The sequence below is a fragment of the Rhizobium sp. FY34 genome (assembly GCF_005222845.1).
Lineage (GTDB): Bacteria > Pseudomonadota > Alphaproteobacteria > Rhizobiales > Rhizobiaceae > Neorhizobium.
Window position 1 is genome coordinate 98,022 of the sequence record NZ_STFZ01000018.1, and the last position, 13,053, is coordinate 111,074.

General features: G+C 61.8%; 13 protein-coding genes. 5 read left to right on the forward strand and 8 right to left on the reverse strand.

The features are described 5' to 3' along the window. Window positions 1–7: 7 nt before the first annotated feature. The 3 genes from E8M77_RS14700 to E8M77_RS14710 are packed head-to-tail and all read right to left on the reverse strand — an operon-like array spanning window position 8 to window position 2,757. The gene (locus tag E8M77_RS14700) at window positions 8–1,222 is read right to left on the reverse strand and encodes a pyridoxal phosphate-dependent aminotransferase (protein ID WP_137131391.1); all 1,215 of its coding nucleotides are present in this window, start codon (window positions 1,220–1,222) and stop codon (window positions 8–10) included. Between the two features lie 15 nt (window positions 1,223–1,237). Next, the gene (locus E8M77_RS14705; protein ID WP_137131392.1) at window positions 1,238–1,882 is read right to left on the reverse strand and encodes a TetR family transcriptional regulator C-terminal domain-containing protein; all 645 of its coding nucleotides are present in this window, start codon (window positions 1,880–1,882) and stop codon (window positions 1,238–1,240) included. Beyond that, window positions 1,879–2,757, reverse strand: coding sequence for an arginine deiminase family protein (locus E8M77_RS14710; RefSeq protein WP_137131393.1), 879 nt, complete (start codon window positions 2,755–2,757; stop codon window positions 1,879–1,881). The genes E8M77_RS14705 and E8M77_RS14710 overlap by 4 nt, the downstream gene beginning before the upstream one ends. A 185-nt stretch (window positions 2,758–2,942) precedes the next feature. Between E8M77_RS14710 and E8M77_RS14715 the strand changes: the two genes are divergently transcribed. The 4 genes from E8M77_RS14715 (at window position 2,943) to E8M77_RS14730 (ending at window position 6,159) form a co-directional block, all read left to right on the forward strand. Continuing rightward, complete coding sequence (locus tag E8M77_RS14715) at window positions 2,943–3,716, forward strand: ATP-binding cassette domain-containing protein (protein WP_137131394.1); 774 nt, start codon at window positions 2,943–2,945, stop codon at window positions 3,714–3,716. 45 nt (window positions 3,717–3,761) lie between these two features. Next, window positions 3,762–4,544: a transporter substrate-binding domain-containing protein gene (locus tag E8M77_RS14720; RefSeq protein WP_137131395.1), complete on the forward strand. Its 783-nt coding sequence runs from the start codon at window positions 3,762–3,764 to the stop codon at window positions 4,542–4,544. Between the two features lie 83 nt (window positions 4,545–4,627). Beyond that, complete coding sequence (locus tag E8M77_RS14725; protein ID WP_137131396.1) at window positions 4,628–5,350, forward strand: ABC transporter permease; 723 nt, start codon at window positions 4,628–4,630, stop codon at window positions 5,348–5,350. Continuing rightward, a complete protein-coding gene (locus E8M77_RS14730) occupies window positions 5,347–6,159 on the forward strand; it encodes an ABC transporter permease subunit (RefSeq protein ID WP_137131397.1) in 813 nt (270 codons plus the stop codon). Before E8M77_RS14725 ends, E8M77_RS14730 begins: the two co-directional genes overlap by 4 nt. A gap of 6 nt (window positions 6,160–6,165) precedes the next feature. Here E8M77_RS14730 and E8M77_RS14735 read toward each other — a convergent pair whose 3' ends face one another. After that, the gene (locus tag E8M77_RS14735) at window positions 6,166–7,377 is read right to left on the reverse strand and encodes an MFS transporter (RefSeq protein ID WP_246659272.1); all 1,212 of its coding nucleotides are present in this window, start codon (window positions 7,375–7,377) and stop codon (window positions 6,166–6,168) included. A gap of 1 nt (window position 7,378) precedes the next feature. Next, the gene (locus E8M77_RS14740; protein WP_137131398.1) at window positions 7,379–8,740 is read right to left on the reverse strand and encodes an LLM class flavin-dependent oxidoreductase; all 1,362 of its coding nucleotides are present in this window, start codon (window positions 8,738–8,740) and stop codon (window positions 7,379–7,381) included. A 101-nt stretch (window positions 8,741–8,841) separates the two neighbouring features. Here E8M77_RS14740 and E8M77_RS14745 point away from each other — a divergent pair, with 101 nt between their 5' ends. Further along, a complete protein-coding gene (locus E8M77_RS14745; RefSeq protein WP_137131399.1) occupies window positions 8,842–9,408 on the forward strand; it encodes an XRE family transcriptional regulator in 567 nt (188 codons plus the stop codon). Window positions 9,409–9,521: 113 nt separating this feature from the next. Here E8M77_RS14745 and cydB read toward each other — a convergent pair whose 3' ends face one another. From cydB to E8M77_RS14760, 3 genes are all read right to left on the reverse strand, one after another. Continuing rightward, window positions 9,522–10,526, reverse strand: coding sequence for a cytochrome d ubiquinol oxidase subunit II (gene cydB / locus E8M77_RS14750; RefSeq protein WP_137131400.1), 1,005 nt, complete (start codon window positions 10,524–10,526; stop codon window positions 9,522–9,524). Beyond that, a complete protein-coding gene (locus E8M77_RS14755; protein ID WP_137131401.1) occupies window positions 10,516–11,961 on the reverse strand; it encodes a cytochrome ubiquinol oxidase subunit I in 1,446 nt (481 codons plus the stop codon). Before E8M77_RS14755 ends, cydB begins: the two co-directional genes overlap by 11 nt. Before the next feature lie 260 nt (window positions 11,962–12,221). Further along, window positions 12,222–12,980: an endonuclease/exonuclease/phosphatase family protein gene (locus E8M77_RS14760; protein ID WP_137131402.1), complete on the reverse strand. Its 759-nt coding sequence runs from the start codon at window positions 12,978–12,980 to the stop codon at window positions 12,222–12,224. Window positions 12,981–13,053: the final 73 nt, after the last annotated feature.

Genomic DNA, 13,053 nt, shown 5'->3' on the forward strand with positions numbered 1-13,053 from the left:
TTCCTGATCAGGCGCCAAGCCGCATGGCGGTTGGCTTCTGGTCTGCCGGCAATGCCGCAAGACGCCCGGCAAGCGTTGCCATGCGCTTGACCGCCTCTTCCAGCACGTCATCCGGAACGGTCAGTGAGATGCGGATGAAGCCTGCCGCCTGATGGCCGAAGGACGCGCCGGGCATCACCGCCACCTTTTCCGTTTGCAGCAGTTCCCAGGCATAATCGGCGCCGTCGAGACCGGTTGCCGTTACATCCACCACGACGAACATGCCGCCTTCCGGCATCATCGGCTTCAGGAGATTGCTGCCGGCCAGCGTGTCCTGCACGATCGTTGCGCGGCGCTGATAATTGGTGCGCATCACGCCGGCGGTCTCGAAGGGTTTTGACAGCGCCAGCGCCGTCATGTCGGAAATGAAGGGCTGAACGCCAAACAGCATGGTTTCCGAAACCGGCAGCAGCTTCAGGCAGAATTCCTCCGGTCCGGCTGCCCAGCCGCTGCGAAAGCCCGGTGCGGCATGCGATTTGGAGATGGAGGAGACGACGATGGTGCGCTCTGCCAGATCCGCCATGTCGAAGGGCGAGGCGAAGTCTTCACCAAAGATCAGCTGTTCATAGACTTCGTCGCAGACGATCCAGAGATCATGCTTGCGGCATATCTTGCCGATGGCAACGATTTCCGCCTCGCTGAGCACCGCACCAGTCGGGTTGTGCGGCGTGTTGAGAAGAAGCACGCGGGCTTCCGGTGTCACGGCGCGTTCCAGATCTTCCGCCTGCATGTGGAAGCGGTTTTCCGGGCGAAGCGGCACGGGAATGAAATGCGCGCCGGTGGAGGCAATCACGCCTTCATAGGTCGCATAGAGCGGATCGCCGACCAGCACGCCGTCACCTGCTTCCACCAGGCCGGTCATCACTGCGTAAAGCGCTGTCTGCGTGCCGGGAAAGCAGAGGAAGTTCTTCTCCGTCACGCCGGGGCGGCGCTTGGAGTATTTTTCGACCAGCGCCTTCAGCACCGGCGGTTCGCCGCGACCGTTGGAATAGCGGGTGCGGCCGGCATACATGGCGCGGGCGCATTCATCCAGCAGCTCTTTGTGCGGCGGCTGGTCCGGTTCGCCGATGGTTAGTTCGATGATCGGCTCGCCGGCGGCCTTCATGCGGCGCGCAGCCAGATGCAGGGCCCAGCGGCCGGACCCCAGATCGGCAAGACGGTCGGTAATGGATGCGTAACGCACAGTCATTTCTCCAGTTCAGGTCGCGTCGAAAGCAGAAAGCGCGCCGGATTCCAGACCCAGCAGCCTCTCGACGGAAATCAATGCCGTTTCGGCAAGTTCATTTTCAGCAAACATATCGGAGACCAGCGTGCCCTCCAGCCACAGTCCGTCGATCAGGCCGTTCAGCGCAATCGCATAGGACCGGTAGGTTTCGGCAGCGCCGGGGCAGCCTCTTTCCTGAAAGAAGGCGCTAAGGATCTTTTCCAGCGAGGCGAGGAAGGTCGTATAGTGTTCCCGGTGAATGGCGGAAAACACCGGATCCACGCGGATATGGCCGATAAAGGCCGCCCAGAGCGAAATGGTTCGGGCTTCCGCCACCGGTGGCGCCAGATTGGCCTGCACGAAGCGGCGCAGACGGTCACGGCCCGTGCCCTCGCTCTCGGCAATCGCATGGCTCGGCGCGCACATTTCAGACATCAGCTGGCGATAGGCCGCCTGCATCATCTGATCCTTGCCATCGAAATAATGACGGATCAGCCCGCCGGTCACGCCGGCACGCGTTGCAATCTGGCGCACGGTTGCGCCCTGAATACCGAATTCGGCAATGCAATCCAGCGTCGCCGCGATGAGGTCCTCGCGGCGTTCGGTTTCCGTTGCCCGGTGATAGGGCCGGCGTGTCACGCGGCCTGCCGCAGGATCGGGCGCGTCAGGCAGGTCGGGCCGCCTTCGCAGGCAATGCACAGCGCGTCGGCCTCAAAGGTTTGCACTTCACAGCCATGCGCTTCCATGGCCGCTTTGGTGGCTGGAAAACCCTCGACCATGATGACCTTGCCGGGGCTCAAGGGCAGAACATTGAGGTTGAGACCGTTGCTTGCGGCAAAATCGGCTTCCGGCGCGTGGATCAGGGTGTAGCCGCGCGCTTTCAACATCAGGTAGAAGGCAGCCGGCATCAGTGGCGCATGCACCAGCGCCATCTTTTCTGTAAGCGGGCTGATGACCGACATCAGATGCAGGCAGGCTTCCTCGCCGGCCCAAAGCGGCAGGTCATAGCCGAGAACCTCGACGCCGATCGGGCCAAGAATGGCCGACAGCTGTTCGATACCTGCCTGATTGGTGCGCACGCCGCGCCCGACGGCCAGCGTGTTTGCGTCTACCCAGACGCAATCGCCGCCCTCCACCGTGCCCGGTGCTTCGATTGTGCCAAGGATCGGGATGCCGGCTGCGCGGTAGGCCTTGGCATGCAATTGCGGCTCGGCCATGCGCAGCGGCTTGCCCATGCGCAGGATCACGGCGCCCTGATCTGTCATCAGCGAGGGATCATGGGTGAACATGGCATCGGCAAGACCGTCGCCCTCATCCTCCAGCCAGAGAATGTCTGCGCCTGATTGCGCAACCATCGCGGCAAAATGCTGATGCTGGAGGATCGCCTTTTCGGCGTTGAATGTCGGCCCATAGTGCCAGTCCGAGGCCTTGGCCTTTAACAGGCTGTCTGCTGGTCTGCGCATCAGAACACGGGTGAGCGATGTCGACATGGCCTGAGAGCCGTATCCGTTCATGAAAGACCTCTGAATGGCTTGGAATTTTGATTTTCGGACGGGTTTTATTATACGCTTGAGTAATGTGGGGACAAGTGCAAAACTCTTACAACAAAGTTGCGGCGCCAGCACCGTTGTATAAAAAGAATGCTGGGGGAACAGTTGGCAGATGATCGGATGATGGCACATCCGGCAGTGAAGGTAACATGGCGGATACGGCGCAAGCCATTGAAGTTAAAGGGCTTTTTAAGCGCTTTGGCCCCCTTGAAGTTCTCAAGGGTGTGTCTCTCACGGCAAATCAAGGCGATGTCATTGCCTTGATCGGCGGCAGCGGGTCGGGAAAATCCACCTTCCTGCGCTGCATCAATTTACTGGAATTGCCCACGGCAGGCCAGGTCACCATCCATGGTGAAACCATCGCGATGAAGAAGGACGGCAATGGCGGGCTGATGCCCTCCAATCGCCGGCAGGTTCAGCGCATCCGCACAAAACTCGGCATGGTCTTCCAGAGCTTCAATCTCTGGCAGCATATGACCGTGATGCAAAATGTCATCGAAGTGCCGGTGCATGTGCTGGGCCAGCCCCGCGATCAGGCCATTGAAGTGGCAGAGGCGCTGCTGCGGCGTGTTGGGCTTTATGAAAAGCGCGATGCCTATCCCGCCTTCATGTCGGGCGGCCAGCAGCAGCGCGCAGCCATTGCCCGCGCGCTCGCCATCCAGCCGCTTGTCATGCTGTTCGACGAGCCGACCTCGGCGCTTGATCCGGAACTGGTTGGCGAAGTGCTGACGGTGATCGGAGATCTGGCGCGCGAGAAGCGCACGATGATCCTTGTCACGCATGAAATGAAATTTGCCCGTCAGGTGGCAAATCACGTCGTGTTCCTGCATGGCGGGTTGATCGAGGAGCAGGGCTCTCCGGAGGCCATATTCGAGGATCCGCAATCGGAGCGGCTGAAGAAATTCATCAGCTCCGTTCACTGACCTACACAGACAACCGTAAAAGACCATTCCGAAAAGGGGAAGATCATGAAAAACCTGCTCAAGTCCGCAGCCGTGGCACTGGCCGTCAGCGTCGCCGCATTCGCGCCTGCTGTCGCCCAGGAATTGAAGATCGGCGTTGCTGCCGAGCCTTATCCGCCTTTCTCCTCGCCGGATGCGAGCGGCAAATGGGTCGGCTGGGAAATTGAATTCATCGACGCGCTCTGCGGTGAAGCCAAGGTGAAATGCGTCGTGACCCCGGTTGCCTGGGACGGCATCATTCCGGCGCTGACCACCAAGAAGATCGATGCCATTATCGGGTCGATGTCGATTACGCCGGAACGCGAAAAGACGATCGCCTTCTCGGACAAATACTATAACACGCCGGCCGCCGTGATCGGCCCGAAGGGCCAGAAGTTCGATGCCACGCCGGAAGGCCTGAAGGGCAAGATCCTCGGCGTTCAGGTGTCCACCGTTTCGGCCGACTATGCCAAGAAGTATTTCGCCCCGGTCGTTTCCGAGATCAAGGAATACCAGACGCAGGACGAAGCCAACCAGGATCTGGCAGCTGGCCGTATCGACGCGACGCAGGCCGACCTGATCACGCTCCAGGCGTTTCTGGATAGCGACCAGGGCAAGGCCTGCTGCGAAACCAAGGGCAATGTGAAGGACGATCCGGAAATCCTCGGCGCTGGCATCGGCATCGGTCTTCGCCAGGAAGACAAGGCGCTGAAGGACAAGTTCAACGCCGCCATCAAGGCTGTTCGCGCCAATGGCACCTATGCCGCCATCTCGAAGAAGTATTTCGACTTCGACATCTACGGCAAGTAAGCCGCTCCGGTCTGCCTGCCGGTCTGTCATCCTTTTCGGGTGTCTGGCCGGCAGTGCATGGACTGCTTTGAAAGCGCCTCTTCATGGACGCCACTCTCACGCTTTTATCCTTTTCGCCTCCCGGCTGGGGTGGTGTGCTGCTTGCCGGCCTTCTGGCATCGCTGCAGGTCGCCTTTGGCGGCTATCTGCTCGGCCTGTTGATCGGCACAGGCGGTGCGGCTGGAAAGCTCTGGGGTGGCCCTATCCTGCGTGATCTGCTCGAGGTCTACACGACCGTGGTGCGCGGCGTGCCGGAACTCGTGCTGATCCTCATTCTCTACTATGCCGGCACCGACGCGGTGAACCAGGTCATGCATCTGCTGGGCCTGCCCTCCGTCGATATCAGCGGGCTTGCCGCCGGCATTTTCGTCATTGGCGTGGTGCAGGGCGCCTATGCGACCGAGGTGCTGCGCGGCGCAATTCTGGCTGTGCCGCCGGGCCAGATCGAGGCGGCGCGCGCCTATGGCATGTCGCCGTTGATGTCGCTTCGCCGCATCACTTTGCCGGCGATGTTGCCCTATGCGCTGCCGGGACTTTCCAACCTCTGGCTGATCGCGACGAAGGATACGGCCCTGCTTGCCGTTGTCGGCTTTGCCGAACTGACGCTCGTGACCCGCCAGGCAGCCGGCACCACCAAGGCCTATCTCACCTTTTTTCTTGCCGCCGGCGCTTTGTATCTCGCCGTCACGCTTGTCTCGAATGTCGTCATCTCCATGCTGGAAAAGCGCGCCCGCCGTGGCATGGTGCGTTCGGGAGGTGCGGCATGAGCGAGGTGCAGGCGCCCGTTACCTATGTGCCGCCCAAGGCACGCAGTCTGTTTGAGCCGCACCGTCTGGTGCTGATGGCTGTTGCGGCCGGGCTCGTCTTTTGCATGGCCTGGTTCATGCGCTGGGACTGGCTGCCGCGCTATCAGGAGCGGCTGATCTATGGGGTCGGCCAGACGCTGCTGATGCTGTTTTCCACCGCCATTGTCGGCTTTCTATTTGCTGTGCCGCTGGGGCTTGCCCAGGTGACTGGTCCAAGGCCGCTGGCTTGGGCGGCGCGCGGCTTCTGCACGCTGATCCGCGGCACGCCGCTTCTTCTGCAGCTCTGGCTGCTCTATTACGGCCTGGGCTCGCTGTTTGCGCAATATCCGGAAATCCGTTCCTCCTTCCTCTGGCCCTATCTGCGCCAGGCCTGGCCCTATGGCTTTGCCGCGCTGATGCTGTCCTTTGCCGCCTATGAGGGCGAAGTGATGCGCGGCGCCTTTGCCGGTGTGCCGAAGGGTGAACTGGAGGCGGCGCGCGCCTATGGCATGGGCCGATTCACGCTGTTTCGCCGCATCTGGCTGCCGCGCGCTGTCCAGCGGGCTTTGCCGACGCTGACCGGCGAAACGGTATTGCAGCTGAAATCGACACCGCTGGTGGCAACCGTCACCGTGGTCGATGTCTATGCGATCATTTCGCGCGTGCGCCAGGAAACCTATCTGACCTATGAGCCGCTGCTGCTTCTGGCTCTCATCTATCTCTGCCTCACCGGCATGCTGGTCTATGCCTTCAAGCTTCTGGAAAACCGCATTCCCAATCGCGGCGCCTGATCCGTCTCAGCCGGTCTCTCGCTTGCGGTGCAGGTGAAGCATTGCCGCCGCGCCCAGAAACGGGCCGGGGGCGAGGAACAGAAAGGTCCAGCGCCAGCTGCCCAGCCAGTCGGCAATCTGCGGCATCAGCCAGATGCTGATGCTGGTCAGCGCAAAGCCAAGCCCCATCTGCAGCGACAGTGCCGTTCCGACAAGATGGCGCTCGCAAAGCTCGGTAGCGGCAGCGGAAAACTGCGCTGAATCGCCGATCACCGTCATGCCCCATATGAGAACTACTAGCATCAGCAGCCAGAAGGGGCCGTCGAAGACGAAGCCGACGAGGAGCGCGCAGCTTCCCGAGGCGATCATCATGCCGGCGGTGGTAAGCGCCCGGCCGAAGCGATCCGACAGGAGTCCGCCGGCAATGCAGCCGACAATGCCGGCGCTGAGCGCTGCAAATGTGGCAAGCGATCCGGCCCCGGTTGCGGCCCCGGCAAATGCGGCGGGCGAGGCGGAGAGAAAAGCGAGAAGCCAGGCCCAGAGCGCATAAAGCTCCCACATATGGCCAAGATAGCCAGCATTGACGAGCGCCAGATCACGGTTCCTCATCACCTGGCCGATCTGACGGGGATCGAAAATCGCGCGGGCAAACGGGTAGGGGCCCTCGCGCACGACGACCAGGAAGATCAGCGCGCCTATGAGGCCGCAGAGCGACGAGAGCTCCACCACGATGCGCCAGTCCAGGCTTGACGTGAGGCCGCGAAACAGATGCGGCAGGGAGGATCCGGCCGTCAGCGCGCCGATGACGAGGCCAAGTGCCAGGCCCCGGCCTTTCTCAAACCAGGTGGCAGCCAGTTTCATGGCCGGGGGATAGACGCCGGCCAGCGCGAAGCCGGCGGCAAACCGGCAGGCCACGGCGCCGGCAAGGCCCGGCTCCAGCAAAAGGCCGGCATTGGCGAGCGCTGCAAGCGCCGCAGAGGCGCCGGCCAGCCGGCTCATGCGCAGGATATCCGGCAGGTTGACGAGGCTGGCAAGAAGCGCGCCGGTGACGAAACCAAGCTGCACGCCATTGGTCAGCCAGGCGGCGCTGCCGGGCCCCAGCGCCAGATCCCGCGTCATTTCCGGCGCAACGGCGGTGGCCGAAAACCAGGCCGAGAGCGACAGGACGACGGCAAGGCAGAGCCAGCCCAGCATGTGCCAGCGTGCATGAGGGGGTGTCGTGACTGGCACGTTTGCCACTTCAACCTCTCCGAATCCGTTGGCTCGCGCCGATATGGCGGGCGGGAAGGTGGGGGCTGCCGAACAGCTTTTCGCGCAAAGGCCCCTCCCGGTAGCTGGTCTTGTAGACGCCGCGCTCCTGCAGGATCGGCACGACATGCGCGATGATATCGTCAAAGCATTCCGGCACGACGCTGCGTGACAGATTGAAGCCGTCTATGCCGGCCTCGCCCGACCAGGCCATCAGCTGGTCGGCGATCTGTTCGGCAGAACCGATCATCGGTGTCTGCCGGCTGCCCAGCACCATCTGCTCCAGAAGCTTGCGCTTGGTCCATTGCGGGCCGGCCTGACGGCTCACGGCTTCCACATTCGACACGATGGCATTGCTTTTGCCCGTGTTGATCGGCTCATCCAGATCATATTTGGCAAAATCGATGCCGAGCGAGGCCGCCGCATGCACGAGAGCGGCTTCCGAACTCACATAGCGGCGGTAATCCTCGAATTTCTCGCGTGCTTGCGCCTCCGTCCGGCCCGTGATGATGGTGGCGCCCATGAAGACCTGCACATCCTGTGCCTCACGGCCATAGTCCACCGCCTTGGCGCGGATGTCATCGACGATTGCCTTCACGCCCTCGATCTTCTGGCCGTTGACGAAAACGCATTCGGCATGGGTCGCGGCAAATTGCCGGCCACGGGTGGAGGAGCCCGCCTGATAGAGCATCGGCGTGCGCTGCGGCGAGGGGGAGGTGAGGTGCATGGCATCCAGCCGGTATTGCTTGCCCTCATGGCGGATCTTGTGAACTTTGGTTGGATCGGCATAGAGATGGGCGGCCCGGTCGAAAAGCACGGCATCTTCCTCCCAGCTTTCCTCCCATAGCCGGTACATGATCTGCATATATTCGTCTGCCAGATCGTATCGATCATCATGGGCGGCCTGCGCATCAAGGCCGATGGCCTTCGCCGCGCTGTCCAGATAGCCGGTGACGATATTCCAGCCCATGCGTCCACCCGTCAGGTGATCGAGGGTGGACATGCGCCGTGCAAACAGAAACGGCGGCTCATAGGTGAGGTTGACGGTGACGCCGAAGGCCAGATGTTTCGTCACCGCCGCCATGGCCGGCACCAGCATCATCGGATCATTGACCGGCACCTGCACGGCGCCGCGAATGGCGGCATCCGGGCTTGCCCCCAGCACATCGTTCACACCCACCACGTCGGCGAGGAATATGCCGTCGAACAGGCCTTTTTCCAGCCGCTGCGCATAATCCATCCAGTAGCCGATCTCGTTGAAGCGGTGCGACTGGTCACGCGGATGCGCCCAGAGCCCGTGCTGGATATGGCCGACACAGTTCATGTCAAAAGCGTTGAAACGGATTTCGCGCATTGTTCCCCTCCGGTATTGCCGGTTAAACTTGTCTACCCGCAGGTGTTTCCTATAGGGTGTATTTTGTCCACTATAAGAGACGTGATTGGAAAAAGGCAAGAATGGACAGGCACGAAAACCAGTCGGCCCAGGCGATTGCGGATCGCATCAAGATCGAGCGCGAAGCGCGCGGCTGGTCGCTGGCGGAACTTTCAGACCGTTCGGGCGTGTCGAAGGCGATGATCAGCAAGATCGAGCGCTGCGAGGCAAGCCCGACGGCAACGGTGCTCGGGCGCCTGTCCGGTGCCTTCGGCCTGCCGCTTTCAGTGCTTTTGGCGCTGGCGGAACGCGCCGAGGAGCGGCTGTCGCGCGAGGCTGATCAGCCGCTGTGGACCGATCCGGAAACCGGTTATACCCGCCGCGCCATTTCGCCCGCCAATGGCGGCGGGCTGGACCTCATCGAGGTGACGCTGCCACCCGGCGTGCGCATACCCTATCCGGCCTCTGCCTTTGCCTTCCAGCGCCAGCAGATCTGGCTGATCGCCGGGCGGCTGGATTTTGCCGAGGGGCCGGTGACGCATCAGCTATTGCCGGGCGACTGTCTGGAGCTTGGTGCGCCGCAGCCTTGCGTGTTTGCCAATCCGGGCACGGATGAGGCCCGCTATCTCATCGCGCTGACGCGGCGCTGATCATCAGGCGCCGAGCCACAGCTTGATGATCAAGCCGACGATACCAACCGCCAGAACGCCGGCCACCCAGAGGCCGGCGAACCAGGCGACCTGCCGGAGTTTCTCACCCGGCATCAGTGATAGCCCTCTTCGGGGTCGATCTTGCCGCGAAACACCCAGTAGGCATAACCCGTGTAGGCCAGGATGGCCGGGATCAGCACGGCCGCCCCCACCAGCAGGAAGAGCAGGCTTTCATCCGGCCCCGCCGCATCCCAGATCGTCACCGATGTCGGCACGATATAGGGATAGAAGCTGATGCCGATGCCGATAAAGGCAATGACGAACAGAGCGAGCGCGGAGAGGAAAGGTCGCGTGTCACGCTTGGTATTCAGCCCATAGATGAGCGAGACGAGGCAGCCGAGCACGAGCGGCGGCACGCAGATGCTGAAAATGGCGCCGGGGAAGCGGAACCAGCGATCCAGATATTCCGGCTTCAGGAAGGGCGTCCAGATGCTGACGATACCCATGGCCAGCACCGTGATGATGGCCGATATCAGCGCATAGCGTCTGGAGCGCTCTGCAAGTGAACCGGTGGTGCGCATAACGAGCCAGGTGGAGCCCAAGAGCGCATAGCCGATCAGCACCGCAAAGCCAGTGACGATGGAAAACGGCGTCAGCCAATCCCACCAGCCGCCGGCATAGGCGCGGTTGACGACCGGAATACCCTGCACCAGCGCACCGAGCGCCACCCCTTGCGAAAAGGCAGCCACCATGGAGCCGCCGGCAAAGGCCCAGTCCCACAGCCGCTCGGCCCGTTTCGTGCGCCAGCGATATTCGAAGGCCACGCCGCGGAAGATGAGCGCCAGCAGCATGGCGATGATCGGTGCATAGAGCGCCGGCAATATGGTGGCATAGGCCAGCGGGAAGACCGCCATAAGGCCGCCGCCGCCCAGCACCAGCCAGGTTTCGTTGCCGTCCCAGACGGGCGCCACCGAATTCATCATCACGTCGCGGTCGTGTTTTTCGCGAAAGAAGGGAAAGAGGATGCCGACGCCGAGATCAAAGCCATCCAGCACCACATAGGCCAGCACGGCAAAGGCAATCAGCGCTGCCCAGATGAAGGGAAGATCAAGCTCCATGGTGAGCACCTCCGTGATGTTCTGAAGCGCGGGTGCCGCCGGTGCTGTCATTCATGCCGGGGGCTGGCGTAATGCCGGTAGTGCGGATCGGTCCCTGGCCGAGGTCTGGGCCGGGATCGCGCGGCAATCTGGCCATCAGGCGCAGGATGTAGAAAGTGCCGGCGCCGAAGACGAGGAAATAGACGATGACGAAGGCGATCAGCGACGCCGCCACGGCCGGTGCCGAGACCGGCGAGATGGACTGCGCGGTCAGAAGCTGGCCATAGACCGTATAGGGCTGGCGACCGACTTCCGTGGTGATCCAGCCGGCGAGCACGGCGATGAAGCCGGCAGGGCCCATGGCAAGTGCGAAACGGTGCAGCCATTCATTCTGGTAGAGCGTGCCACGAAACCGACAGTAAAGGCTCCAGAGCCCAAGACCCAACATGGCAAAGCCGAGCGCGATCATCACCCGAAACGACCAGAACACGACCACGACCGGCGGTTCCAGCTCATCCGCTACGCTATCCAGCCCGGCAAGCGGTGCATTGAGGTCATGCTTCAGGATAAGGCTCGAAAGCTTGGGGATCTCGATGGCGTAATCCACCCGCTTTTCGGCGGGGTTTGGAATGCCGAAGAGAATGAGCGGCGCTCCATCCGGATGGCTGTCGTAATGGCCTTCCATGGCCATGACCTTGACCGGCTGATGCTCCAGCGTGTTCAGCCCATGGGCGTCACCGGCAAGGATTTGCAAGGGAGCAACCACGGCAATCATGCCCATGGCCATCGAAAACATCGTGCCGGCGCGCAAGGGGGCCGTGCGGCGCAGCAAGTGATAGGCGCCGACAGCCCCGACCACGAGCGCCGTGGTGAGGTAGGCGGCCATGACCATATGCGTGAAGCGGTAGGGGAAGGACGGGTTGAAGATGGCGGCCCACCAGTCGGTCGGCACGAACTGGCCGACATCGTTGATGGCAAAGCCTGCCGGCGTCTGCATCCAGGAATTGACCGAAAGGATCCAGGTGGCCGACATCAGCGTGCCGAAGGCGACCATCAGGGTTGCAAAGTAATGCAGGCCGGGGCCAACGCGCTTGCGCCCAAACAGCATGACACCGAGGAAGCCGGCCTCCAGGAAGAAGGCGGACAGCACTTCATAGCCCATCAACGGCCCGATGATCGGCCCGGCTTTGTCGGAAAACACGCTCCAGTTCGTACCGAACTGATAGGACATGACGATGCCGGAGACGACACCCATGCCAAAGGCCATGGCGAAGATGGTCTTCCAGAAATCGAACAGCTCGAGATAGACCGGCTTCTTCGTCCAGAGATAGAGGCCCTCCAGCACCGCCAGGTAGCTGGCAAGGCCGATAGAAAAGGCTGGAAATATGATGTGGAAGGATACGGTGAACGCAAATTGTATCCTAGCCAGTATCGCGGCGTCGAAGGTTTCGAACATGGGGGCACTCGCTTTAAACGTTTGGCCCGTTCAAAACGGGCCTGTGGCGAAGCGTAGTCTGACCGGGCCTGTTGCACTGCACCATGTGTGGCGTTGCCGCAGGTGCCAGATTGGCGCAGGCGGATTGTCGCAGGGGGCATGCATGCGTCAAAGGGAACGGACTATGATGCTGTAGCCACGCTTTCGCATGACGACGTCCTAGGAATACGCGCCTCGTCAAAATGTTCCAGCTGGGTCGGAGATTTAGGATCAGTCGATGGTCACGACAGCTCGACGACCGCCAGTAGAGGCAAATGATCCGAAGCACGCCGTGCAATTGGCGTGCGGATTGCCTCGACGGAGAGGATTTTCGGGCCGCCGGAGACGAAGACATGGTCCAACCGTAGAAGCGGCCAGCGGGAGGGAAAGGTCGGTGCGGGCAGGCGGCCCATCTGCTGTCTGGCATCCTCAAGCCGGGTCAGAAGCGTGCGGTAGGCTGGCGAAGACGGGATCGAGTTGAAGTCGCCGATCAGCACCGTGGGCCTGTTGCGGGCATCGGGATGCGCCAGCCAGTCTTGCCCGCAAAGCTCGTTCACTTGGCGCTGGCGTTCGCGACGCAGCAGGCCCAGATGTGTGTTGAGCACCTGAAGCGCGCCGGCCTCCGTCTCGATATCGGCCCAAAGTGCGCCGCGCGGCTCACCGATCGAGGTGATCGGCCCGGCCTTGACGAGACGCATGGGAAGCGCGGTCAACAGCGCGTCGCCATAGCGCTCCTCCTTGATCTGCAGGGCCGGATGAAAGTGCACATCCATCCTGATGCGCTTGGCAATCGCCTCAGCCTGATCGATGCCGCCTGAGCGCTTTCGTCCGACATCCAGTTCCTGCAGGCCGATGATCTCCGGTGAAAGCTCGGCAATCACATCGGCCACGCGGCCCGGATCAAGCTGTCGGTCCGTGCCCACGCAACTGTGAACATTATAGCTGAGGATCCGGATGGTCCGGCGCGCCGGCTGGGGCGTATCTCGTTTGGGTTCAATCATGACGCAGGGAACCCCTTATCTTGCGTTTCGTTCCCTTGGAACCAGAACAACTCCGGCGCTTGTGCCGGCCTGA